This window comes from Brachybacterium sp. (genome assembly GCF_052095815.1).
GTDB lineage: Bacteria > Actinomycetota > Actinomycetes > Actinomycetales > Dermabacteraceae > Brachybacterium.
Genome location: NZ_JBQDLF010000041.1, coordinates 12,880 through 38,679 on the forward strand (window position 1 = coordinate 12,880; position 25,800 = coordinate 38,679).

The 25,800-nt window shown below is 68.6% G+C and carries 11 protein-coding genes; all 11 read right to left on the bottom strand.

Annotated features, from left to right (window positions below; all coding sequences use genetic code 11):
- Positions 1-155 precede the first annotated feature (155 nt).
- Positions 156-4,622 (bottom strand): FtsK/SpoIIIE domain-containing protein, encoded by a 4,467-nt coding sequence (locus tag ACTH43_RS14525; RefSeq protein ID WP_441445609.1) that lies wholly within the window; start codon positions 4,620-4,622, stop codon positions 156-158.
- Between the two features lie 97 nt (positions 4,623-4,719).
- Positions 4,720-5,430: a hypothetical protein gene (locus tag ACTH43_RS14530; protein ID WP_441445610.1), complete on the bottom strand. Its 711-nt coding sequence runs from the start codon at positions 5,428-5,430 to the stop codon at positions 4,720-4,722.
- Between the two features lie 60 nt (positions 5,431-5,490).
- Entirely contained in the window at positions 5,491-7,134 is a 1,644-nt protein-coding gene (locus ACTH43_RS14535) for a protein kinase domain-containing protein (RefSeq protein WP_441445611.1), read from the bottom strand.
- On the bottom strand, positions 7,131-10,040 hold the full coding sequence (locus tag ACTH43_RS14540) for an FHA domain-containing protein (RefSeq protein WP_441445612.1): 2,910 nt from the start codon (positions 10,038-10,040) through the stop codon (positions 7,131-7,133). The genes ACTH43_RS14535 and ACTH43_RS14540 overlap by 4 nt, the downstream gene beginning before the upstream one ends.
- Complete coding sequence (locus ACTH43_RS14545; RefSeq protein WP_441445613.1) at positions 10,040-10,921, bottom strand: PP2C family protein-serine/threonine phosphatase; 882 nt, start codon at positions 10,919-10,921, stop codon at positions 10,040-10,042. Before ACTH43_RS14545 ends, ACTH43_RS14540 begins: the two co-directional genes overlap by 1 nt.
- Positions 10,918-12,993 (bottom strand): RDD family protein, encoded by a 2,076-nt coding sequence (locus ACTH43_RS14550; protein WP_441445614.1) that lies wholly within the window; start codon positions 12,991-12,993, stop codon positions 10,918-10,920. Before ACTH43_RS14550 ends, ACTH43_RS14545 begins: the two co-directional genes overlap by 4 nt.
- Entirely contained in the window at positions 12,993-15,503 is a 2,511-nt protein-coding gene (locus ACTH43_RS14555) for a transglutaminase domain-containing protein (protein WP_441445615.1), read from the bottom strand. The genes ACTH43_RS14550 and ACTH43_RS14555 overlap by 1 nt, the downstream gene beginning before the upstream one ends.
- Positions 15,500-16,966 (bottom strand): DUF58 domain-containing protein, encoded by a 1,467-nt coding sequence (locus ACTH43_RS14560; protein WP_441445616.1) that lies wholly within the window; start codon positions 16,964-16,966, stop codon positions 15,500-15,502. The genes ACTH43_RS14555 and ACTH43_RS14560 overlap by 4 nt, the downstream gene beginning before the upstream one ends.
- Positions 16,967-17,068: 102 nt before the next feature.
- On the bottom strand, positions 17,069-18,043 hold the full coding sequence (locus ACTH43_RS14565) for an AAA family ATPase (protein WP_441445617.1): 975 nt from the start codon (positions 18,041-18,043) through the stop codon (positions 17,069-17,071).
- A gap of 51 nt (positions 18,044-18,094) precedes the next feature.
- A complete protein-coding gene (locus tag ACTH43_RS14570) occupies positions 18,095-24,358 on the bottom strand; it encodes an Ig-like domain-containing protein (protein WP_441445618.1) in 6,264 nt (2,087 codons plus the stop codon).
- Positions 24,359-24,609: 251 nt separating this feature from the next.
- Complete coding sequence (locus ACTH43_RS14575; RefSeq protein ID WP_441445619.1) at positions 24,610-25,617, bottom strand: polyprenyl synthetase family protein; 1,008 nt, start codon at positions 25,615-25,617, stop codon at positions 24,610-24,612.
- Between the last annotated feature and the right edge of the window lie 183 nt (positions 25,618-25,800).

Genomic DNA, 25,800 nt, shown 5'->3' on the forward strand with positions numbered 1-25,800 from the left:
ACGGGCCTGCTGTCGTACGGAAATCACTCTAGAGCGATCTGGGAGCCGGGACCATGGGGAGGAGTCCCCATGGGGACAACCGAGCACTGCCCGCATCTTCCCGTGGCAGCGCGGCAGCCCGGGCACACCCGCACCGTCCTGCCCGCCCGCACCGTTCAGCCAGTGGTGATCTGTGCGACCTGCAGCTTCAGCGCGCGTCCGCTGTAGACGAGGAAGCCACGGCCGGCGGGGAAGTCCGCTCGACGGATCCTCCCCAATCCGGTGCCGAGCAGGGAGTCCCCGTCCATGTCGCTGGGCTGCAGGAGCAGGCCGCGGCGACCGGCCTTGAAGGGCTGGGCGAGCACGTAGGCCTGCGACCACGACGCGGATTCGTTCTCACCGACCACGAACTGGCCCTCGCGAGTGCTGGCACGGATCAGCTTGTCCAGATCATTCTCGACGCCGCTGCCGGTGAAGTCCGCGACCCCGTCGATGAACAGGGCCAGCTTTCCCTCACCGACGCTGCCGGATTCGATGGTCTCGCGCAGCTGGGCGGCGAGCTCCCTGACGGTGTCCGGGTCCGAGGCCTCCACATCCCAGATCGGCAGGCCGGTCAGCGGGGTGCGACGCGAGGAGAAGCGCACCAGGCGCATCGGCTCGTCCATCGCCTTCAGCCCGGTGGCGATCGTCAGCATCGCGGTGGTGCGCCCGGATCCCATCGGCCCGGTGACCATGAAGGCGCCGCGCGGCTCGTAGGTGATCTCGGCGAGCGTCTCGTCGGCCAGGCCCAGCACCGGGAGACCGCCGCGGGTCGGTCGCAGCGAGGAGAACTCCACCCGTTCGGGAAGTCGTTCGATCGCCGGCGCCTCGGGCACCCCGGCCCGCCGCATCGCCTGGGCGAGCTTGGCGACCTCGCGGGACTGCAGCGCGACGTTGGAGTCTCCGCCATGCACCGCGACCTGCACCTCGTGGCCGTCCTGGATCGCACGTCCAGGCGGAGAGTTGGCGTCCAGCACGTCCTTAGGCTCGCCGAATCCGGCGTAGTCATCGATGCTGGCCATGCGGTGGATCAGTCGTCTCTGGATGGATGATCCGAGCGAGGTGGGAATCGCGTTGGGGCGGTCGCCGGTGACGATGACGTGCACCCCCACCTGGCGGCCGTCGGTGGCGATCTGGACGAAGGCCGTGAACCACTTGGACAGATTCGAGTAGTCATACGCTTCGCGGAAGGCCGCCATGCCGTCCACCAGCAGCAGGATGCGCGGGGTGTCGGGCTTGCCGGCCAGCTCGCGGTACTCCGCCACGGAGCCGGCACGGATCCTCGCGAACTCCTTGGCCCGCTCGTCGATCAGCTCCCGCAGGGTCCGCAGAAGGCGGATCACCCTCTCCTCGTCATCGCCGGGGATGATCGAGCCCACGTGCGGCAGCTCCTCCAGCATCGTCAGACCGGAGGCACCGAAGTCGAGCCCGTAGACGTGCACCGGCCCGCCGCGCACGGTCGAGGCGGCCGAGATCGCGAAGGTGCGCAGGGTGGTGGACTTTCCGGAGCCGCCCGTGCCGTAGATGGCCATATTGCCGTCACGGTCGGGGTAGTAGGAGGTGGTCGGCTGCGCCTGGTCCTCGGGAACATCCATGACGCCGAGCAGGAGCTCCTCGTCGGTGCGTCGGCTGGGAAGCCGGGAGAGGTCGTAGGCGTCGGCGAGCTCGGACAGCCACGGCTTGCGGGGCGCGGGCACCCCGGCGTTCTCCGCTGCGGCTTTGACCGTGGCCACCACGCGGGAGATGTCGTTGGGACCGGGGTCCTTGACCTCCTTGGTCGGTGGGGAGGGGATGTCCCATTGCTCGCCGGTGCCGAAGTCCTTCTCGACGATGTCGATCCGGGCCCGCTCGGGCTCATCCGTGGTCCACCCACCGGCGTACCCGGTCTGGAAGGTGGCGATGCGGCCGGGCCCGGTCTTGGCTGCGCCACGTCCCGGGATGCTGGGGTCGAAGTGCGCGGACATCTTGTCTCCGAGGATGTCCTTGGAGTCGGCCTCGTCCGCCATGCGCAGGGCGATGCGGAGGTTCGTGTTGGCGCGCAGGTTGTCCTTGATGACGCCGGCCGGGCGCTGGGTGGCGAGGATCAGGTGCAGGCCGAGGGAGCGGCCCCGGGCGGCGACGTCCACGACGCCGTCCACGAATTCGGGGATCTCCTTGGCCAGTGCCGCGAACTCGTCGACGATGATGATGAGGCTGGGGGGTGCCTCGGGATCGCCGGTCCGCTCGAGCGAGACCAGGTCCTTCGCCTTCTTGCGGTTCAGCAGGTGCTCGCGGTAGTGCAGCTCGGCGCGCAGCGAGGTCAGGGCTCGTCGCACCAGGTGCTGGGAGAGGTCGGTGACCAGGCCCACGGTGTGGGGCAGCTCGACGGCGTCGGCGAACGCAGCGCCGCCCTTGTAGTCCACGAACAGGAAGGTCACCCGGTCGGGGCTGTGGGCGGTGGCCATGCCCAGCACCCAGGCCTGGAGGAACTCCGACTTGCCAGCGCCGGTGGTGCCGCCGACCAGAGCGTGCGGGCCGTTGGTGCGCAGGTCCAGGTGGTAGGCGTCCTGGCCGTTGTGGCCGATCAGTCCGCGGAGGTTTGCATCGTGCTTGCGGCGCTGAGGCTCCGAGCCGTCGCGCGGGGTGAGGGAGTTGTTCTCCTTCCACCGCTCGATGATGTAGTTCGGGTCCTCGGCCGTCTGCATGCCGGCGAGCTTGAGGTAGGAGATCGCCCGCGGGAGGTCGGAGTCGTCGTCGATCGGGACTCCCGCATCGACCACCGGGGAGAGGTGGCGGGCCACACCCGAGGCCACCTCGATCGAGACGGTCTCGACGGTGACCGGGTAGAACCGCTCCCCCAGCCGCACGTGGCCGGCGCTCGCGCCGTCGACTGACTCCTCGACGGACACGTAGGTGCGGCAGGCCGCCGGGAGTGCGGCGACGTTTGAGGCGCTCCAGATGACGTGCACGCCGACATCCGGTCCGCGCTCGGCGATGCGCACCAGGCGAGCCCGATCCACGGGCGCGTCGTCCTCGATGATGACCACCAGGCTCGGGGTGACCGGCTCGGGCGGGATCGGCGTCTCCTGCTTGACGTCGGAGGTCATCGGGGTGCGCAGCTGGGGCGGGGCGTCGCCGGCCCGCTGCTCGATGAGCTCCTCGATCCGTGCGACCAGTGAGTTGCCCCGCCCGGGGGTGTCCGCCAAGTGGTCCCCCGGCAGCGGCGAGTGCGGGCTCGAAGTGTGCGGGAGCCATTTCAGCCACTGCCACATCTCGCGGCTCGCGCGCGAGGTGATCGCGGCGATCGCGACCTCCGCCGGTGAGTGGAGGGAGAAGAGCTGGGTGACGATGCCGCGGGCGACCCCATCGGCCTCCTCCCCACCTCCGGCGACGCCGAGGTTCCCGGCGTTGCGGAGCTCCGCGACCACCGGCACTCCGGCGATCAGCTTGTACTCCTCGTTCATGTCATCGAGCATGTCGTAGTACTTGGGGATCGCGTCGTTCTCCCCCGGCATCTCGATGCCCACGCGAGAATCGGCGACACCCAGTCCCAGCCGCACGGTGCCGAAGGCGTTGTGCTCGGGCCGGTGGGTCCACAGCAGGCGCCCCAGGCGGAAGGCGGCATCCACGGTATCGGCGGCCGACGGGGCCTCGACCAGCCGGACCGCACGTTCGAGGTCCTGGGCGGCGGTGACCCGGCGCTTGAGGGAGGCCAATCCTTCCTCGAAGTTCTTGATCTGGCGCTCGAGCATCTTCTTCTGCTGGAACTTGCGGTTCAGATATCCCGCGGTGGCCATCATCGGCATCATGAACACGAACATGAGCGAGAACGGGCTGCGGGTCATCGAGAACATGAGGCCGCCCATGAGGATCGGGGCGAACATCATGAAGATGGGGAAGAACTGCGGGTTGGGCTCCTTCGGCGGGGTCGGCGCCTTGAGGGGGCGGTAGGGGAACCGCGGCACCACCCGGGGTGAGCGGTTGAACTCCACCACCGGAGAGCTCGGCGCGGTGCCGCCGAGGCGATGCAGGGCGATCACCGAGAAGGTGGTCTGGCCGATCAGCACCGTGTCCGCGGGTCCGATCACGGCTCGCTGGACCTGCTCGCCGCCGATCACCACTCCGTTGGAGGAATGCAGGTCGACGATCTCGATCGAGTCTCCGACGTTGATGCGGGCATGCCGCTTGGAGAGCATCGGATCCCCGATGCGGATGTCGAGATCCCCCTCCCGGCCGATCACGCTGGACCCCGTGGGCAGTGGGAATTCGCGGCCTGTCTCGGGCCCCGACAGCACCCGCATCAGTGCGACCGCTGCGCCGCGCGACTCGGAACGGGTGGCGTACTCGGTGGAGGAACGGGCGATCGAGACCACGCTGCCGGAGCGCAGCCCGGCCTGGATGAGGTCGATCTCGCGGTCCAGCGAGCGCACCCCCTTCGCGCCTGTGCCCGCGCCGGGGTCCTGGACCTGCAGGGTCAGGCCTTCCGGTGCCACCGCGTCGCTGCGCAGCGGATCCGCGGAGTACAGGGCACCCGCCACATCAGCCACCGTCGCGGTCGCATCGGCGGTGACCTCGAGATCGGTCAGCCGGTCCTCGGGCCTGCGCAGCGTGAGCTTGATACGCACTGGTGTTCCTCCCCCTCAGCGGACCCCTCGTCCGCCTGCTGCAGCGCCCCTGGGGGCAACCCGTTCCAAGAATGTGTGTGCTGGCGTCGGCGGTCGTTCAGTCCTCGTCGATATCCTGCGACTGGTCCAGCAGGTGGAGGTCTTCACTGCTCACCAGCCGAGAGAAGACGGCGTGCTCCACCAGGCGGGCCCGCCGGTTGCTGGCCAGCTTGCCCGGTCCGCCACGCAGTCCCCGCACCCCGAGCCGGTCGAGCTTGTCGCAGACGTTGTCGAGCTTGCGGTTGAACTTCGTGAGCGGCCATCCCAATCGTGCTGCGGCCTGGGCAGAAGTGGGCACCGAGCTCATCCCGGATCCTTCTCGGGTCAGCATCGGTTCGGCGAGCCCGAGGATCAGGAGCTTCTGGCTCGGGGTGAGCTGCACCGAGCCGACGGTGGTCTCCCCTGCCGGATCCTCCGGACCGGCGATCCGTGCGAACTCCGGGGACTCCGCATGCACCGACAGGTCATAGGTGGTGGGCCCGGCCGTGAACACCACCTTGGTGATGTCGAAGACCAGCGGGATGCGCGCGCCGGGGGCGAGCCAGGCCTGCATCGAACCGGTGCCGTCGGTGATCGTCGCGGACAGCCGCGAACCGATGTTCACCAGCCACCACATCGACTCCACCTGGACGATCGTGAGGAAGCGTCGATGGAGGAAAGGATTGTCCTCATCGATCGCAAGATCTGCCTCGCGGCCGATCGTGAGCTCCTCACCGTCCTCGACGCGGTACCACTCCCCGCAGAACTCGACCGAAATCGTCGACGCCATCGTCAGCCGTCCCCTCTGTCATCACGACTGTTCGTCATGGTTGCACCGTACCTGTCTCGCCTACTCATAACAGCTCTCTCCCGGGGGGCTCGAATTGCCGTTGGGATTGACCGTCTGCACCTGGACACAGGGGGCAGGCTGCTGTGGTGGGATCTCCAGGACGACCGAGTTCAGGCCGTGGACCTCGTGCTGCTGCTGGTAGCGCTCGTAGTTGTCCGGCATGTCCTTCCACTGGACCACGTAGTGCTCATCCTTCGTGACCCCGGCCGGCGGTTCCCAGCTGACCTGTACCAGACCGGGCGCACCAGTGCTCCCCGCTGCGATGGGCGTGAACTTGATGTCCGTCGGCGGCTCCAGCGGATCCTGCGGCGGAGCCGCGACGTTGATGTCCGTACTGGGAATGGGTTCCGGCTCGGGGATCAGGAAGTAGCGCACTCCGAGGGTGGCACCCACGCCGAGCACCACGATCAGCACCGCCGCCAACACCACGAAAGGCCAGGCCGGCGCCTTCGCGGGCTCCTCCTCGTGCTCGGCGTAGCCGGGCGCGGGCAGCGGCGAGTGCGCAGAGGCACCCGCGGGACGCGCACCGATCGGGCGCAGCAGGGTCGACTCGACGGAATCATCCGTCGCAGAGGTTGCCGGGGCACCGAATCCGGGCGCGGCCGGGGCGCCGATCGCGGGGGCGATGCCGGCGTAGGGATCGAGCCTGCGCCGGCTCCCAGGGCCGGTGGTGCTGACCGACTCCGGGTCCACGGTGGCAACCTTGCGGATCCGAGTGTGCATGTCGAGCTCGTCGTCCTCGGCACTGTGCGCGGCCGCGGTGCTCCGGTCGTCGAGCACGTCCATCTGGGTGACCGGCAGGGAGAGGGAGAGCTCCACCTGCTGCAGCCCACGGCCGAAGGCGAGAGCCGTGTCATACCGGCCCGCCTGCTCCTTGGCCATCGCGATCGAGAGGACCCGGTTCAGTTCTGCCGGCACATCAGGGCGGGTCAGTGGCTGCAGCGGCTCGCTCGAGATGCGATGGATGAGATCCGAGGCGGTGTTGCGCCGCCCGCGGTGCTCGAAGGGAGTCTGCCCGGCCAGCAGCGAGTACACGGTCGCAGCCAGGGAGAACACGTCCGAGCGCACGTCGGCGCGGGGCGGGTCGGCGAAGAACTCCGGCGGGGACCACGGGATCGACATTCCCTGGGAGTCTTCGACGTCATCGCCCTGGCCTGCGGCGATCGAGATCCCGAAGTCCGTCAGCGCCGGGCGGTTGTAGTCGGTGACCAGGATGTTCGCGGGCTTGATGTCGCGGTGGAGGATTCCGGCGCGATGCGCCGTCTCCACTGCCCCCGCAATCTGAACGCCCACCCGCAGTGCCTCGGCGACGGTGATCCGCTCCTTGCGGAAACGCACGCCGTAGTTGGACCGCGGGCAGTACTCCATGACGATGTACGGGCGGTGGTCCTCGGAGACCTCCGCCTGGTGGATCGTGACGATCGACGGATGCGTCGACATCTGGGCCATCACATTGGCCTCGCCGTCGAACTGCCGCCGTACCGATTCGTCGAGCACGTTCGAGAGGAGCACCTTGATCGCCACCCGCCGCTGGGGGCGGAACTGGCGGTACAGGAAGACATCGGCGAAGCCGCCGGAGCCCAGCAGCTGCTCGTACTCGTAACCGGGCAGCCGGGGCGGCGCAGAGGGGGGCCTGGAGCTCATAGCCGTTCCCCGAACTTCAGATGCACGTCATCCCCCAGATCCAGATGGTCTCCATCATGGAGGACCACACCCTCCCGTGAACGCAGCCGGACCGGCTCGTAACCCTCTCGATACAGCGTGGTGCCGTTGGTGGTGCCCAGATCGAGCGCCACCACATGCCAGCCCTCGAGCCGCAGCTCGAGGTGCGACCGGGAGATGTCCTGCTGCGGGCTGGGCACGGTGATCAGCTGCGGCACTTCATGACCGCTGACGCGAGAAGCGCGAGGACGCCGACCGATGATCGCCGTGCGGTCGAGCACGAAACGACCGCCGCCGGAGACGGCGACGGCTCCCAACGGCGGGCGCACGACGGTGCGAGGCTGCCCCTGCAGCGGTGCACCGCAGGCCCGGCACGCAGCGCGCTCCGGGGAGTTCGCGTGGCCGTTCGGACACACCATCCCGGTCAGGGTCACACCGCCGCCCACGACGTGCCCCGGCACGCCCGCAGGGGCCGCTGTTCCGGATCCGGGCTGCGGAGCCGGCCCTGGACGCGGTGTGGGAGTCACCGGAGTGCCGGCGGGCGCTACAGGGTGGGGCGCGCTGGCATGCCGACCCGGCATCGGCCCGCCAGGGTAGGGAGCGCCCGGCGCCTGAGCCGAGCTCCCGGCCTGCGGATACCCGCTGCTCGCAGAGGAGGCCTGCGGTGGATAGCGGTTCGGCACGGCACCTCCGGCAGACCCGGCGGCACCGGGATGGGCACCCTGGGGCGGCGCGGGTCGCTGCGGTGCCGGGGAGGCGCCGCGGTGTTGCTGTGCAGGCGGTGCGGGATGGCCGGGGTTCGCAGAGCCGCTCATCACAGGTCCGAGGAACCCGACCTGGTGTCCCGCAGCTCCCGGGTTCGCAGGGCCGTTCGCATAGGGCTGCGGCTGCCCGGCAGGCGTCGGGTATCCGACGTGCTGGCCGGCGTCCCCGGTGCTCATCGGGCGTCCGTACGGCATGCCCGGCGCCATGGGCGGCCCGACGGCTGCCGAGCGGGGAGCGGAGTTCGGAGGGGATGGCCGTTCCGCCATCTGGACCTGCGGATAGGCCGGCTGCGGAGGTGGAACCTCTGAGGCGCGCCGCGCTGCGGTCTGTGCGATCTCCGGAGCCGTGCGCCCGACCCCCGGCACCCAGTCGATGAACTCTCCGCCGGTGGCGGGTTCCGCCGGCAGCGGCTCAGGCGCCGAGGCCGGGGAGACCGGGGCAGCTGACGTGGTCTCGGCAGGTGGAGCGGCCGGCACTGATCCCGTTGCCGATGCCGATGCGGCTGTCCGCTCCGCGGCCGGCTGCTCTTCTGAATCCTCTGCGTCGTCCTCGTCCTCGCTGCGCCGGACGGCGGCGTCCTCGATGCGCCGGAACACGGTCTTGCCGAAGAGATCGTCGTAGGCCCCGGTGTTCTCGAGCTCGCTCGCGACGGGCCCTGGAGCGGCAGCGTGCCGTGATGCCCGCCTCGGCGGAGGCGTCGGAGCATTCTCGTCGCCCTGATCGCCCTGGTCGCCCAGGTCGTCGTCATCGATCGGCGCGATCTGAGTCGGAGGTGACTCGAACTCATCCTCGGGCGGAGGGTCAGGGGTCGGTACGGAGGCCGACGTGACGGGTGCTGCGGTCGCGGGCGAGTGACGTGTCGCGGTGGCAGGCGCGGCCGGCGCTGCCGTGCTCACCGACTGCTCGACCGGGGGCGTCGAGGCAGCGGAGCTCGCGCCTGCCGGCCCGGGCGTTTCCGCCGCGGCTGCCGCGGGCTGCAAGGAAGAGGGGGTCCCACCAGCGGGTGTGCTCTCACCATTCGGTGCGGGTGCCGTGGTCGCCTGAGCGGAAGGTGCCGCGGTGGAGGATCGACGGCCGCGGTCGAACAGAGAGGTGCTGACCAATCGCCGCTTCACAGGCGTTGCAGGCTTGGGTTCTGCCGCAGCCGGGGCGGGCTCCGAGGACGGCGCGCCGTCGACGGCAGGAGAGGGAGCCGAAGTCTGCTGCCCAGCGGGTACGGGTGCTGCCGGTTCCGCAGCAGGCACCGCCGCCGGTGCGGGTGCTGGTGCTGGTGTAGGTGCTGGTGCTGGTGCTGGTGCTGGTGCTTCAGCCTGAGCCGCCGGCTTCGGGGTCGCAGAGCTGTTCCCGAAGAGGCCCGCGAACATATTCGGTCCGGCGGACGCGGTCTCGGAGGCGGCGGGCCGGGTCGAGCCTCCGCGTGTTCCCCCTCGGGAGATGGTGGGCGGCATCTCCCCCGGCTTGCGGGTGGCTGTCGCGGGCCTCACCAGAGGGGCGGCAGCGCTGCTCCCGGCAGGCTTCGGGGCAGGAGTCGGGCGTGCGGCGCGGCGCTTCTTCGCCTCCGGGCTCTCGATCGACCGGCCGTCCTTCTCCACCTGCTCGGCGAGTTCGGCCCGCTCGGCATCTCCCAGCTCTGCAGGGTCTTCCGTCACGTGCACGAATCCCCGCACCGGGATCACCCCCGAACTCAGCCGAGGTGCCCCGAGGGATTGCTCGGCAGGGAGATCTCCGAACGCGGTGCGACGCACGCCCTCGACGGTCCTCAGGACGAAGGGCTCCTCGTCCGAGCCCGCGATCTGTTGGGATCCTTCGGGGGTGTAGACGGCGATCGGCGTCGTGCCCTTCACTCCGAACGTGCCGGTGGTGCCGTCATGGAAGCCGAACAGCAGCGCGGAGAGCTTCTCCGCGCTCTCGATCCCCCCGGTCTCCACCAGAGCATCGAGGAACCCTTCCGGGTCGGGAGAGCCGTCGAGCAGCTCCCATGCCGCTTCCGTGACCTGCTTGCGCAGCCCGGGGACCAGCACCACCCAGGCGTTGTTCCGGATCACCAGCGTGGCCGGGCCCTGCCGCACCCAGGTCCCTCTCCCGAGCAGGTCCTCGGCTCCTACACCCTTCTCCTCGTTCATCAGACCTCTCCGCCACCATCGCGGAGCGCTCGCGGGAGCGTGTCCTCATCGATCTCGAACTCGTCCTCCCGATCTGCGGAGCTCGAGCTGCCGGCTGTGCTCTCGGTGATCAGGGGCTGGCCCACCACCTCGACGGCTTCGACCAGGACCACGCTGACGTTGTCGTGACCACCGGCATCGAGCGCACGGCCCACCAGCTCATGGCTGAGGGTGCGCACGTCCGTCGGACGGCGCAGCAGCTGCTCGATGGCGGCGTCGTCGATCTCGCCGGTCAGCCCATCGGAGCAGATCAGCATCCGATCCCCCACCTCTGCGGGGATCAGCCAGTAGTCCGGATCGGACTCGGGCCCGGCGCCGAGGGCCCGGGTGACCATGTGACGGTAGGGGTGGACCTTCGCCTGGGCAGGGGTGAGCTCGCCCCGGTCCATCAGCTCCTGGACCACCGAATGGTCCACGCTGACCTGCTCGAAGACGTCTCCTGAGAGGCGGTACACGCGGGAGTCCCCGAGATTGAGCACGACCCAGTAGCCGACTCCGTCCAGCACCATCGTCGCGACCCCTGCGACTGTGGTCCCGGCGCCCAGGGTGGACTCGCCGCCGAGCTCGCCGATCCGCGTGGCTGCGGAGCGCAGCGCTTCCCCCAGCTGCTCGACGGTGACGTTCTCCTGAATCGTGAGCTTCTCGAACTCCTCGACCGCGATCGCGCTGGCGACCTCACCGGCATTGTGCCCGCCCATGCCGTCAGCGACCAGGTAGATCGGTGACACGTTGAGGATGCTGTCCTCATTGGTGGCCCGCACATGGCCGACGTGGGTGGCGGCGGCGGAGATGACCCGGATCGTTCCTGTGAGATCCGGGTCCGAGAGGGAGCGGTCGATCACTGCTCCCTCTCCACGGACAGGGTCCGGTCCCCGAGGGTCAGCTGTGCACCGGTGGGAAGGACCGTGGGCGCGTTCGGGACCAGGTTCTCCCGGGAGCCGTCCTCACGCAGGATGGTGGAGCCGTTGGTCGAGCCCAGATCGGTGACCGTGATCTCCTCCCCGGTCCCGTCGATCCGCAGATGCGTCTTGGAGACGGAGCGCGTGTCGTCCTTCAGCACGAACAGCACCTCCTCCCCCGAAGCGGAGGGGTTGCGTCCGATCACCACGGCCTTCTCGACAAGGCGGTCGGTGCCGTCGTCGGCCGTCAGCCGCAGCTTCTTCACCGCCGGCAGCTTCACTGCGGAGAGACGGGTCTGTTCGAGATCGCCGAGCGAGTCGTCCGGTTCGGACAGGCGGGTCTGCTCGTCGATCCCTGCGTCCCACGCGTCTCCGGTGAGTTCGCCGGGCGTCCCGACAGGTTCCTGATTCGTGCTGGCGGGTCCCCAGCCTGCGGCGCCAGCCTGCGGCGCGGAGTTCTCCTGCTCCTGTGCCGCGTAAGGCGTCGGAGCACCGTAGGAGGGCTGCGCTCCGGAGTCCAGGGCGGAGTTCGCCCCAGGTGCGGAGGGCTGGCCCTGAGGGGCGGGCGGAGCCCATCCTGCAGTTCCGGCGGCATTCGGGTCCTGGTACGGGGCCGGCGCCGCCGACTGCTGCGGGGCGGGCTGGCCCCAGTGCTGTGGCTGCTGCTGGGGCTGTGAAGTCCCGTCCTGCCGGCTCCAGTCCTGCTGCACGGCAGGCTGGTCCCGCGGCGCCTGCTGCGGCGCCGGCTGGTCCCACGGTGCCTGCTGCGGCGCCGGGGCGACCTGCTCCGCGCTCTGCTGCCGCGGTGCAGAAGCGTTCTGGTCCCAGCTCTGCTGCGGCACAGGGTCGACCGGAGGCGGTGCCCAGCCACCTTCGCCGCCCGGCTGCTGCGCGACAGGTTCCCGCGTGGGCGGCGGAGCGGCCCAACCCGTCGACATCGGTGCCTCCGGTGCGGAGCTGCTCGACGCGGGCGGCGCATACGGGCTCGGTGCCATCTGCTGGCTCCCGTCCCAGCCGCCGGTGACGGGCTGAGCCGGTGCCGAGTCAGAGGGACCGCTCCACGCCGTCCCCGGCTCGGAGAGCAGGTTCGGGTGCGTGGAGACCGCGACCGAGGGGGCGCCGAGGTAGTGAGCCGCGCTCTCGCGCTCGAAATCGTCGGGACGAGGCTGCAGCGGGTTGCGACCTGCCTTGATGTCCACGACGACGGAGCCGATCACCCGATCGTGGAAGCCGCGCAGATGCTTCTTCGGGTCGATGAAGATCGACAGCGCCATGATCAGCGGGATGATCCCGTACAGCGCCCAGCGGCCCAGTGCACGCACGAAGCCGATCGGCCCGCCTGCGCCGTCCTTCGTGATCCTCAGTCCGAGGATCAGCTTGCCGAGGGTGAATCCCTTCGACCCGGCCAGCCAGATCATCAGCACCGTGTACGCGACGGGAAGCGCCACGCCCACCCCGACCAGGATCTGCGGGAGCAGGCCGATGGTGTCGGAGGTCAGGATGAGGATCATGCCGAGGGTGAGCGGCACCGCCACCAGGGTGCCGATCACCGAGTCCACCAGCGCGGCCAGGAATCGTCGCAGCAGCGAGCCGGGGACACATCCGTCCAGCGGCGGCTCCATCGGCTCTCCCCCGGGTGCACTCGGCGCCGGAGCCGGAGACCCCGGTCCGTTCAGCATGCCGGGCGCGGGGCCCGGTCCGGTCTGATTCATCGCGGGCTGGGTCACCATCATCTGATCGTACTGTTCCTGAGTGCGCAGTGCCGTCGCACCCGGGTTCTTCGGCAGGAGAGACTCCCTGGAGACCAGCTCGATCCCCTCCTCCTCCGGAGCCTGGGCGGCGTCCGCACCGAGGTCCCGCGCCCGTGACCGTGGCGCCTGCGCCCAGGCCCCGGGAGTATCGGTCGCCCGGCGCTCATAGGGCGAGGCCTGATAGCGCGCACCGCACTCTCCGCAGATCACCGCGCCCTCGGACAGCAGAGTCCCGCAGGTGCTGCAGTATCGCGTCTGGTTCATCACGCTCTGCCCTTCTTCGACGATCTCGTCCTCCTGGTGCCTTCGCGGAGCGAAGACCGGCGTCGGCGCATCGCTTCGGAGCGGCGCAGCGCTTTGTCCCGGGCCCGAGCATTCACTCGGAGGCGCTTGTTCTCGGTGCGGCGGTCCGCGGACCGCCGGCGGAAGGAGCGCAGTGAGAGCGCTGCCCGCAGCCTCTTGTGCCACGGCACCGCAGCGGACATGCTACGCCGCGCCGTCATGACATCACTCCAGTACTCCTCGGCCGCAGCTTCGGGGAGATCGTCAGGTCCGAAGACTGCGCGGTCTGCACGGCCGGCGAGAGTCAGCGCTCCCATCGCCGGGATGTCTGCCTGGAGCCGCGCCGCGGTCTCGGCACGGGTCATCAGGGGGTCCGGCTTCTGGCCGAGGTCGGTCAACAGGTCGAGGATCTCCTGCCAGCCCCCATCGATGCGCGTCGGCAACGGGCCCCGGGTGCGGCGGCGTCCTCGCCGCACCGTCTTGGCGATGATCACGGCGAGCACAGCGATCAGCAGCAGCGCCACGGGGATCAGACCCAGGCCGAGGTAGACGACCCACGAGGTGGTCGGCTCCGGCGGCTCTTCATCCTTCTCGCTGTCGTCGCTCATCGCGCCCGGCGGCGGGCTGGGCGGCTCAGCCGGAGGCGGCGGCGGCTGCGCCACCTGGGGCAGAGGCTCCTCCACCTCCTTGGGCTCAGGTTCGGTGGGGTCGTCCTCCTCGTCCGGGGCGGGATCGAAGCGCACCCATCCGATGTCTTCGAAGGCGACCTCGACCCAGGCTGTGACGTTGTCGCCGGTGATCGCGACGGTTCCCTCCTGGCCGGGAGGGACCTCGAATCCCATCACCACGCGGGCGGGGATATCGATCGAGCGGGCCATCACCGCGGTCAGCGCCGCGAACTGCTCCTCGTCGCCGATGCGACCCTCCGGCTGCGCATCCGGGGTGTTCTCATCGAAGCCGACCTCCTCGAGCATCGCCAGCAGGCGGCTCGCGCCATGGCCGGAGAGGGACGCCGCATCCTCATCGAGACCATGCGAGTAGAAGGCGTCCTTCTTCACCGTCCTGGTCAGGTTCTGGAACCGTTCGAAGTCGGAGTCCGACGACCCCGCCGCTTCCTCGGCCAGCGGCCGCAGCACATCCATCGGCGCGTTCTCGGGCAGTTCGATCTGTGCGAACTTGGCGGTGCGCTGCTGCTCGGCCGTGGGCTCCGCATAGGGCTCGTAGGAGAGCTCATAGGTGTCACCGGGCCTCACCCCACGTGCGTTCACCGCCGTCTGGGACTGCTGGTTGAGGAAGAGGTTCTCGGAGGTCACGCTCGACCGCTCGGAGGTCATCTCTGCGAGGTCGATGCGGTTGGTCTGCGCGCCGGCGGTGGGCAGCCACACGCCGGAATAGGCGCCGATGGTCACCGACGACACCCGCTCCTGCCCGGTGCCGGCGCGGAGGTCGACCCCCGGCGCGGTGCGCAAGAACGCCCCGGAGGGGCCATCCTTGGCCTCGCTGCTGGCGACGTTGTAGACCTGCAGGTCGTAGTAGTCCATGGTGGCCAGCCGGATCTGCTCACCGCTGCTGACACCGGAGATCGTGAACAGCTCCTCCTTGCGCTGATGCTTGAGGTAGCCGCGGAACTCCGTGAGCGGAGAGACATACTGCTGCGGGTCGAAGGGCGGGCTGATCTTGTCTCGCGCCGCATAGCGGATGGTGCCCGGAGGCGGATCCAGCAGGGAGTGCGCGGCGACCGCGCCACCGCCGGCGAGCGCCATGATCAGTGCGCCGCCGATCACACGGCGCCGCAGCACCGGGTTCTTCCACGAGCCCGGCCTCACCGTGTCCGAGATGATCGTGGACTGGGCGTTGGAAAGCCTCGCGGCCTCGAACCGCCAGGTCAGCCAGGCGATGGAGATGGTCGCGTAGAGCACCCCTCGGAGGACCGCCGCGAATGACTGGTCGGTGCCGAAGATGATCGTCACGCCCACCAGCAGTAAGGGGAACAGCCAGGCCAGCACGTACAGCCGAGACCTCATCACGATCGACATGGCCAGCAGCGACAGCAGCAGAGTGCTGATCCACACCACACCCAGCACTCCCTGGGCGACGCCCACCGGAGGTGCCACCGTCAGCACCGACTTCCAGCTGGTCACCGGAGCCTTGATCAGCTCCCACAGAGCACCGGGGCTGGGCAGGACACCCCAGAGCGCACGGGTCGGGGCGGCGAACATCGGCCCGAACAGGAAGTACGTCACCAGCACGAGAGGGGTGATCCGCAGCGGTCCCCAGCGCCACCGCGCTCCGATCAGCGCGATCAGGGTGCCGAACACCAGCGCCATGATCCCGGTGAGCAGGTACTGGATGCCGCCGTAGACGTGGTGGAAGCCGAGGATCGCGAGGATGAACAGCGCGCCCAGGGCTGCGAGGTCCAGTGCCCGACGGCGGTGCGGGATGCTCGAGAAGTAGCTCGGCGCCCGCCTGGGCGCGGTGGTGGTCGTGCTCATCGACCCACCGCCCGCAAGGCTCGCGCGAGGGTGTCCAGCGATCCCAGCGTGACCACGTCCAGGCTGCCGATCGCCGAGCGTTTCACGTCGGCATCATCCACGCAGCGGATCGCCACTGCCATCACTCCGATCGGAAGCTGGTTGGCGGCGGAGTTCAGCTCGCGCGCCGTGGTGTGGGAGCCGACGACCATCATCACCGCGGAGGCGTTAGGGGCGAGATCGGCGGCCTTCTGGCCAAGCTCATGGAACGAGGCCCGCTCCTTGAACTGCTCGATGACGGTGTAGTCGTCCATCATCTGCCGGAGGGTCCCCGTGTTCTGACGCTCGTCGAAGGTGAAGGGAGTCAGCTCCTTCTCCTCCCGGAAGGTCTGGCCCGAGATCGAGGCCGCTACGGAGACTGCCAGTTCGAACTCGTCGTCGCTCGCGTAGTGCTCGGCGAGATTGTCCAGCGCGACCACCACATGCGAGCGCCGGGTTTCCTCGAACTGACGGACCATGAGCTTCCCGGTGCGGGCAGTGGTGCGCCAGTGGACGTGCCGCCGGTCATCGCCCGGAGCGTAGTCGCGCAGCGCATGGAAGGCGATGTCGGAGCTGGAGAGGTCCGAGGAGGGGGTGCCCTCGAGGTCGCGCAGGAACCCGCTGGCCGCCTCGTCGAGGCGCACGGTGCGCGGGTGGACGAACAGCTCCTGCTCCTTCGCCCAGGTGACCTGGCGGCGCATCAGCGAGAGCGGGTCATCGCGCACCGAGCGCACCGGGCCGACGACCAGGACGGCGCGACGCTTGGTGGGCACGGCGAACAGCTCCTCGTGCTCGGCACCTGCGTCGAGTTTCGGCACCATGAACTGCGCGGTGGCGGAGCCGACCGCCAGCTCGATGCGCGAGGGCAGGATCACCCGCTGGGTCGGGTTGGCGACCTCCACCCTGCCGACGGCGCGGGTACCGACCACCACGCGGTGGGTCTGCAGATCGAGGGTGACCTTGTACGAGGCACGGCCCAGCACGAACAGCGCCGCGATCACCAGCGGCACGGTGAGCGCGAACGCGATCACGTTCAGCTCGGTGATGTGGAGGGTCAGGCCGATGAACCAGCAGGCCGCGGCGGCACCGAACACGGCCCACCCGATCGGGGAGATGACATCGAGCACGGGGTGGATCCGTCGAATCCAGAGTTCCACCGCGCGGTCGCGGAGACCGGCCAGCCCGGTGCTCTGCTCGGCCTCTGAGCCTGGCTGCCCGGCTGATCGGCCCGGCTGTGCGGCACCCGGCCCGCCGGACACCGACCCAGGAGCTTCGGACACCGACCCGGGAGCATTCTGCGTACGCTTCGCGGCGCGCGTCTGCTTCCGGGTGGAGCGGGCCTTCGCCCTGGCCTCCGACTTAACGGCGCTGCGCCGCTTCTTCGCCTGGGCCTTGGCGGCTTTTGCGTCTGCGGCGTCGGTGGGAAGTGAGGTCTCTGAACTCATGTGTTCATCTCCTCCCGCTCGTCCCTCGCAGTTCGTCGACGAACAGCACTCATGCGCTCATCTCCTCCCGCTCGTCCCTCGCAGTTCGTCGACGATCGGTACTCATGCCGACTGCTGTCGCGCCTGCGGCGGCGCCACCTCGCTGAGGATCTTGGTCATGACGCTCTTGGCGGTGGTGCCCGAGAACTCTGCCTCGGGGTCGAGCACGAAGCGGTGCAGCCAGACGTGCTCGACCAGGTGCTTGACGTCATCCGGGATCACATAGTGGCGGCCATTGACCGCAGCCCACACCTTCACCGCGCGCATCAGCGCCAGGGCGCCACGGATGGAGACGCCGACGCGCACCTCCGGCGCGAGGCGGGTCTCCTCCATCAGTCGGGAGACGTACTCGAGGACCGCCGGGTCCACATGCACGGTGGAGGCCAGCTGGGTCATGTCGTTGACGGCCTGGAGGGAGATGCGCGGGCTGAGCTGGCTGCTGCGGTCGCGCAGCGCGGAGCCCTGCAGGATCTGCACGCTGGAGGCGTGGTCGGGGTAGCCGATGGAGGTCTTCATCAGGAACCGGTCCAGCTGCGCCTCAGGAAGACGGTAGGTGCCGGCCTGCTCGATGGGGTTCTGGGTGGCGATCACCATGAACGGGTTGCCGACCTCGTGGGTGACACCGTCGACTGTGACCCGGGCCTCCTCCATCACCTCGAGCATCGCCGACTGGGTCTTCGGCGAGGCGCGGTTGATCTCGTCGGCGAGGACGATGTTCGCGAACACCGGTCCCTTGTGGAACTCGAAGGCCTTGGTGTTCTGGTCGTAGATCGTCACACCGGTGACGTCGGAGGGCAGCAGGTCCGGGGTGAACTGGATGCGGGTGCTGGTGCCCTGCACGGTCGCGGCGATCGAGCGGGCCAGCGAGGTCTTCCCGGTGCCCGGCGCGTCCTCGAGCAGCACATGCCCAGGGGCCATCATCGCGGTCAGCACCAGACGGACCACTTCGTTCTTGCCGAGGACGGCCTGGCCGATGCTCTGGACGAGTTTGTCGAACGTCTCGGCGAACCAGCGGGCCTGTTCGGGGGTCATGCTCATGAGGAGAAATTCTGCTTTCGGGAAGAGGGCGGATGTCGTGAGGCGGGGATCTCAGCTCGAGCGGATCTGGACCTTATTGGAGTCGGCGGTCTGACCGTCGATCCTGACCCAGACCCAGAGGTCGGTGTACGGGTGACCCCAGTACGGCTTATGCCCGCTGTCGCGGAGGTCCCATGCACCGGAAGAGTTCGTCGTGAAGGTCCCGATCGTCGGGGTGGCGCCGTCCGTGGTTGGGTACCAGCAGTTCCCACCGATGACGCCATCGGCCTTGATGCAGTACTCGTAGGTCGTGTTCGGGGCGAGACCCGACACTGTGAAGTCGAGGTAGTAGCACCATCCGTTGTTGCACCCATCCTCCCCGGTCGCATCGCCGTACCCGTTCTCACCGCTGATCTTCGGCGCGGGGGGCGGGGTGTAGGTCTGGGCCTTCTTCGAGTCCTTCACGGTGCCGGAGGTCATGGTGGCCGTGGAGCCGTCGGCGTTCTTCGGCTTCGTCACCACACGTGCCTCGATCGAATGCGAGGAGGCGGACTTGGCCTGGATCGTCTTGGAGTAGGAGGTGCCCGAGTCCTGCCAGCCACCACCGTCGATACGGACCTGGAGCGTCGTGTTACCGGCCCCGCCGTCATCGCCGCCGGCGGAGGCCTTGTACGTCACGGGGCAGTTGTTCGCGCCGGTGCACTTGGCGGTCGAGATAGTGGCTGCGCTCGGTTTGTCCGGTGTCGTGTACGGCCGCACCGCGTTTGACTCCCCGGAAGGATCGCTGACACCGCCGTTGGCCTCGAAGCCGTTGCGCGCCTCGACGCTGAACCTGTACGTGGTTCCGCTGGTCCCGAGTCCGGAGATGTCCGCACTGGTGGCCGGTGCGTTGACCGTCTTCGAGCCACCGTTCCAGCGCACCACGTATTTGGTGACGGTGGTGCCGTTGCCGTCCGCCGCCTGCCAGTGAACCGTCGCCCGGCCGTTGGGTCCGGCGCCGGTGCCCTCACTGGGCATCGTCGCTCTGACCCCGGTCGGGGCGGCGGGCTTCGACCATGGGGTGACGGAGTTCGAGGGCTTCGACGCACCCACTCCCTTGCCCACCGAGTTCACACCGGTGTAGGTGAAGGAATGTGCAGTGTCCGCATCCAGCTGGAGGAAAGTTGCGGAGGTCTTGGTGTGGTCCACCGTCTGGCTCTCCCCTGAGGAGGCGGTGACGATGTACTGCGTGATCGGCTCGCCGTTGGACTCCTTCTTGGTCATCTTCGGCCAGGTGACGGTGATCCCGCCCCCGCCGCCCTGCTGCCGCGCATCGCTCACGCGCTCAGCCACCGGGGTACCGCTCGGGGTGGCGGGCTTGCCAGCAGGGTGTTCGGGCTTCGACCAGCCGGACCAGTCCGAAGGCTCTTCGGCCAGGTTGAAGGCTTGGATGCGGAAGCGATACTTCACCCCGTTGTCCAGGTCGGTGAAGACGCTCTGGGTGCTCCCCGCCTCGATGTCCCGAGGCGCGATCTCGTTCGTCGAGGTGTTGTGGATCTGCACCTTGTATCTCTGGATCGCGGAGCCCCGGTTGACCGGTGCGGTCCAGGACAGGGTCAGCTGCTCGTCGCCGCGTTCGACCGAGGGGGCGGCGGGCTTCTCGGGGCGGACATCGGGCCGCGCGATGGGCGAGGCGGCCGAGGGGTCGGAATCCCCGACGTCGTTCACCGCGACGACCTGGAAGGAGTACTCGGTGTCATTGGCCAGACCGGTGATGGTGCACGAGGTGGACGGGCAGTCCTTGGTCACCGCGGGACCGCTTGCCGTGGAGACCTTGTACCCGGTGATCGGCGAGCCGTTGTCAGCGCCAGCGGTGAAGTTCAGCTCGACGAACCCGTCCCCGACCTCGCCGATGCGAGGCGCGGAGGGGGCCTCAGGCTTGCCCAGCACGGTGACCCGGATCTCGCCACTGACCTGTCGATCAGGGTCACCGGTGTCGTCCATGACCGTATAGCTGGCATTGAGGAATCCATGGAAGTCCGGATCCGGCGTGATCACGACGTCGTCGCCATCGAGCGAGACCTCGCCGTCACCGGAGACCAGTGCCGCACTGACGATCTCCCGTTCACCGCCGGGGAAGGGGTTCGAGTCGTTCTCGAGCACGGGGATCGACTCCGTGCGCCCGGCATCGATGGTGGCCTCGTCGAGGGTCGCCGAGATCAGCGGTCGCTGTGAGCCGCCGACGGTGATCTGCACGGTCGCTGAGACCGGCGGGTTGGTCCCGTCGGTGACGGTGACCGGCACTTCCAGGATCTCGCCCTTGGGCGACTTCGTGGTCGCGGAGGCGGTCAGAGTCGAGCCCTCGAGCCCTACCGTGATCTCGGGGGTCGGCGTGAGATCACCCAGGGCGTAGGTCAGCTCCTCGTTCTCGGGATCCTCAGCGCCAGCGGCCAGATCGATGGACGACTGCGCACCTCCCTGTTCGATCTCGAGCACCGCGCCCTGCAGGGTCGGTGGAAGGTTGGTCTCCTCGGGAGCGACCTGGACCGGGATCGCGAGGGTCGCGACGGCAGCCGTGGGGTCGCCCACCGCACCGTCGGTGACCTCGACCGTGATGGTGTCGTTGCCCGAGAAGTCCGCGGCCGGCCGGTACACGAGAGTGGATTCGCCCGAGACGAGCTCTCCACCGTCGCTGTGCTGTGCGGAGACCAGGCTCAGATCGGTGATGCGTGCTGGCTCGGCGCCGGGGCGCACCCGGACGTTGCTCGGATCCGCGAGATCGACGCTCACCTCGGAGCCGACCTGCACCTGGAGGGGCTGCCCCACCCAGACGGGAGCCTGTTTCGCGGTGCCGGGCACCCAGATGTATCCGGCAGAGGCGAGCTCGTCGACATCGGTGATGGTGTACCGGATGCGCTGCTGCTCTTCCTGCGGGAGGATCCGGACGGTGCCCTCCTCATCGAGCAGCTCGACACCGTCGGTCGGTTCGTCGAGCTCGACGGTGAGGTCCTTGGTGCTGCCATCGGGATCGGAGTCGTTGGCGAGCACCTCGACGTCCACGAAGTCCATCTCGGGGTCCATGACGTCCTCGACCGGGACGAAGTCATCCCGCGCCACCGGCGAAAGCTGCGGCGCATTGCTCGCCACCTTGATGGTCGCGGTCGCCGAACTCTTCAGCTGTCCATCCGTCGCGGAGTAGAGCACGGTGTGGGTGCCGGGCTCGGAAGGGGTGGTGACGGTGAGGTAGCCGTCGTCGGCATCCTCAGGCGGAGCGTGCTGCTGGATCTCGGTCATCGCCTCGACGTCACCGCGCACTACGGCCAACAGGTCGCCTTCAGGGTCGGTGTCGTTGGCGAGCACCGGGATCTGGACTTCGCGATCCGGCCGGACCTCCACGGTGTCGTCGACCGCATAGGGTGCCTGGTTGCGATCGTTCGGTGCGGCCACCCCGACCAGCACCTCGGCGGTGCCGATCGCGCCGTGGCGGTCCATCACCTGGTAGCGGAAGCGATCGGTGCCGACGGAGCCGTCGTGGGGAAGGTATTCGATCCACTCGCCGTTCGCGCTGACGATCTCTCCCAGCGTGGGCATCGGGCTGGTGACGCCGGTGAGCATCACGGAGTCGCCCTCGGGATCGATTCCGGTGGTCTGAACGGGGATCCGCACCGGCGTACCCGCGACGGTGCGCGCCGTGAGGTTGTCCGGCTTCGGCGCGGTGTTGTCGGCATCGCGCGGGACGATCGTGATGTAGGCGAGCGCTGAGCCGGTGCGGCCGGTCTCGTCGATCACCTGGTACTGGACCACGGCCTCACCGGTGGCGTCATCGTTCGCCCGGAAGCGAACCTGGTCCTGGTGGGGTTCGGTGTGCCCCAGCTCATCGGCGCGAGAGGTGTCCATCTCCTGCGCGAGATGGAGATCAGCGCCGGTCGGCGAGATGTCGTTGCCGGTCACGTTGATGTTGACCATGTCGCCGGCACGGACCACGGCCCGGTCCGGGACGGCCACGGGGTTCGCGAACTGGGTATCGGTGCTGGCGACCATCACCCGGGCGGTGCCGGTGGTGACGCCGGCCGAGTTCGCCACCTCGTAGGTCACAGGGACCGGCTCCGCCGAGACCATCGCACCCGGCGCCGCCTCGACTCGGATCAGGTGGTGGTTCACGATGGTGGCCTTCAGGCCACTGCCCTCAGGCACGTCGATCGAGTTGACGACCAGCACCCCGCCGGTGGGGTCCACGTCATTCTCCAACGGGTCCAGCAGGGTGTCCGTCCCAGTGGTCACCGTGCCCATGTCATCGACCGCGACCGGGGCGAGATTCTCCGCCTCGGGCTCGATGACATCGACCCTCACGAGTCCCAGCGAGACGGTGCTCGCGCCGCTCGCCGCCACCGTGTACTCGAGGTAGTAGGCGCCCGGCACGCTCGCCTGGACGTTGATGGTCCCCGCCTCGAGGACCGGGTCGATCTCGAGCCCGTCGACTTCGCTCACGCTGAGCAGCTCGAGATTGCCGCCGTTGGGGTTCAGATCGTTCAGCAGCGGCTTGATGGTCGTGGTGCGACCCGCCACGATCGTGGCGTGGTCCGCGGTGGTGATGGGCGCCAGGTCGGTCTCGGTCACCGACTCGATCTCGACGGTGCCCTCCCCCTGCTTGCCATGCTCGTCCCGGAAGCTGACCTCGATCTGCTTGGTTCCAGGGGCGAGTCCGGCATCGTTGAAGGTGACCAGGCCATCGGGACGGAAGGTCACGAGGTCCTCTGGTGGGACGGTGGCATTGGCGAGATAGAAGGCGTCGCCGTCCGGATCCTCCCAGTACGGGCTGATGTTGAAGCTGATCTCTTCACCGGAGCGGACCTGGACCTTGGTGATCATCTCGTCCGCGGGCCTGGGACCCTCGTTGTCGCCGTCGGCGCGCACGTCCAGAGTGACAGTTGCGGTATCGGTGCCACCGCGGCCGTCATTCGCCTGGTAGGTGAACGTGGCGCTGCCGGAGGCGTCCTCGTCCACCTGGATCTGGAGCTGAGTTCCGCCTCGGATCGGAGTGACAGTGCCGATGCCGGGCTGCTCGCCTTCGACGCGCACGGACAGGATGTCCCCGTCCGGATCAGTGTCGTTGCGGGTCACCGGCAGGACCACGCTCTTGCCGGGCCGCACACCGTACCGGTCCTCATTGGCGGTCGGCGGGCGATTCTCCTGATCGCGCTCTGCGGCGATGTTCGTGATCGTGGTGGTGAGAGTCTCCTTCTCCTTCTCCTCGGACTCGTTGGTCTGGATCTCCTGGGTCACGACCCAGTTGTCCACCACCTCCATGTTGTCCATGATCTCCCAGGACAATCCGAACTTCTGGTCGTTGAGGACCACCAGGTCGCGGTTGACGCGCAGCGTGAGATCGGCGGCGCTGTCCGCCTCGGGGATGCTCTCGGCGATCGGCTCCTCCCCTGCACACAGCCGCACATAACGGTTCGAGCCACCCCAGGCCCCGTAGGCGCATCCCTGGACCTGGGCGGGTGGGACCACGGTGCTCCCCGTGCCGCCGGCGGCCTGCTTCGTGGCCTTGCCACCGTCGAAGGGGATCACGAAGAGCGCATCGCGGGTGGCGAGCACGAAGTTGTCGGAGGCGGGGCCTGCCTGCTGGAGCTCGGCGAACTCCAGGGTGGAGACTCCGTCGTCGGTGAGGTCGTATTCGTTGGCGTCGGCTCCCACCCGGAGCAGGCGCTTCTCCTTGTCCAGGACCACCGGCTCGTCGCCGACCACCGTGAGCTGGAGCAGATCCGAATTGCTGGAGACATCAGCGAGTTCGATCGGTGTGTCCGCCGTCGTGTCCTGGGTCGGCGAGGTCTTCGCATACCTCAGCAGCTCGGAGCCGTTGAGCACATACACGACACCATTCTCGGAGACGGCGACCGGCGGCGCCTCCTTGCCGGTTTCGAGCACCGGATCTACTGCGGCGGGGCTGAATGCCGCGGCCTCTTCGGGGGTCAGGATCCAGACGCGCCCGTCCGGCGCAGCGATCACGACGCGATCCCCACCGATCTTCACCGTGGAACCTGCGGGCAGCTCGACGAGGCCGTTGCGAACCACGGACGCAGTGTTGATCGGGGTGAACCCCCGGGCGCCCGTCTCGAAGACGTGATACCCCGACTGGATGATGTCGAGGTCCTGACCGGTGGACATCAGTCGTGCATCGAGCTCACCGGCATCCACATTGAGCCGGCCGATGAGCCCGCTGTCCTGGTTCGAGACCCAGACCCCGCCATTGGAGACCTGGACATCAGACGAGGAAAGACCCGGATAGCGCAGCGCGAACCCGGTCAGCACCAGCGCGACCACAGCGATCATGGCCGAGGACGCGACCGTCACGCGCCTCCCCCGGCGTCGCTTGGATCCAGCGGTGTCAGACATGGACGTACCCCCAGCGCATGTTCCGATTCTCAACGCGCCCGCAAGTGGTGCCCAGCACTCGCTCAGAGAATGCTCCCCGGAGCTGATACTTCCGCGCGCGCGACCTGCCCAGGGTACCCGCAGCAGCGCATGAGCACCACGAGCGCCTGATCACGAAACGGTGTGGAGACCGGGACGGAGCTGGGCAGCCGCCCCGGTCCGCCCGGGAGTCAGCGTGCGCGCTCCACCAGGGTCCGGGTGAACGTCGTCAGCGCGGCACGGACGTCGCTCTCCGGCAGCTCGGCGAGAATCTCCACCGCCTCATCGGCAGTGCGCTGCGCGAGCGCGCGCGTCTCCTCGAGCGCAGGATCGGCCCGGAGCATTGCGACGAGCTCATCCAGCGCGGCATCTGAGCTGAGGTCACCGTCGAGCCGTGCCACGAGGTCCAGGCTATGGGCGTCCTGCTGCGCCGCAGCGCGGCGTCGAACCAGCAGGGTAGGCATCGTCGGCACTCCCTCACGCAGATCGATGCCGGGGGTCTTCCCGCTGGTGGCGGCGTCGCTCTCGAGATCGAGCACATCGTCCGCGAGCTGGAAGGCGACTCCGACCTTCTCCCCGTACCGCCGCATGACGTCGGCTGAGCCAGCGGGTCCCCCTGCCAGGGACGCCCCGAGGCTTCCCGCGAGGGCGAGAAGCGAGGCGGTCTTATCGGCGAGGACCGAGATGTAGTGGGCGAAGGGATCCTCGTCCTCCTTCGGCCCGACGGTCTCATGGAGCTGTCCCAGGCACAGCCTCTCGAAGGTCTCCGAGTGGAGGCGGACAGCCTCGGTCCCGATCCGGGCGCTGAGCGCACTCGCACGAGCGAAGAGGAAGTCACCGGTGAGGATCGCGACGTTGTTGCCCCAGAGCGAATGCGCGCTCTCCGCACCACGGCGGGTGGGCGCCGAGTCCATCACGTCATCATGGTAAAGACTCGCCAGATGCGTGAGCTCGACCAGGACTGCAGCGTCGAGCACCCCCTCAGCGTCGAGGTCACCGAGCGATGCCGCAAGCAGCACCAGCATGGGACGCACGCGCTTGCCTCCGGCATCCATCAGGTGACGGCTGGTCCAGCGGACCATGTCGTCGGACGTGGCCACGGAGTCACGCAGCCGCTCCTCGATGGCTCCGAGGCGCTCGACGATGTTGCTCGCGAGCTGCTCATCGATGTCGGGAACTCCCGGCAACGTGGACGGCATGGCTCTCCTGGAACTCAGCGGGGCGCCGGCGGCGCTCCCGGGACATGAACTGCGGGATGCTCGAGACGACGAGGCCACGAGCTCGGGAACCAGCAACGGATGGCTGCGCGGACCCGACAACCGAGTCTACCGGCTCTTCGCGGTTCGTGGTGAATGACCCTGCTGTGGCGGGTATTCACGCTA

Bases quoted from the DNA above. Each gene is read 5' to 3' on its own strand.
- ACTH43_RS14530 (WP_441445610.1), bottom strand. From the start codon at position 5,430: ATGGCGTCGACGATTTCGGTCGAGTTCTGCGGGGAGTGGTACCGCGTC.
- ACTH43_RS14535 (WP_441445611.1), bottom strand. From the start codon at position 7,134: ATGAGCTCCAGGCCCCCCTCTGCGCCGCCCCGGCTGCCCGGTTACGAG.
- ACTH43_RS14555 (WP_441445615.1), bottom strand. From the start codon at position 15,503: ATGAGCACGACCACCACCGCGCCCAGGCGGGCGCCGAGCTACTTCTCG.
- ACTH43_RS14565 (WP_441445617.1), bottom strand. From the start codon at position 18,043: ATGAGCATGACCCCCGAACAGGCCCGCTGGTTCGCCGAGACGTTCGAC.
- ACTH43_RS14575 (WP_441445619.1), bottom strand. From the start codon at position 25,617: ATGCCGTCCACGTTGCCGGGAGTTCCCGACATCGATGAGCAGCTCGCG.
- ACTH43_RS14560 (WP_441445616.1), bottom strand. From the start codon at position 16,966: ATGAGTTCAGAGACCTCACTTCCCACCGACGCCGCAGACGCAAAAGCC.
- ACTH43_RS14550 (WP_441445614.1), bottom strand. From the start codon at position 12,993: ATGAACCAGACGCGATACTGCAGCACCTGCGGGACTCTGCTGTCCGAG.
- ACTH43_RS14540 (WP_441445612.1), bottom strand. From the start codon at position 10,040: ATGAACGAGGAGAAGGGTGTAGGAGCCGAGGACCTGCTCGGGAGAGGG.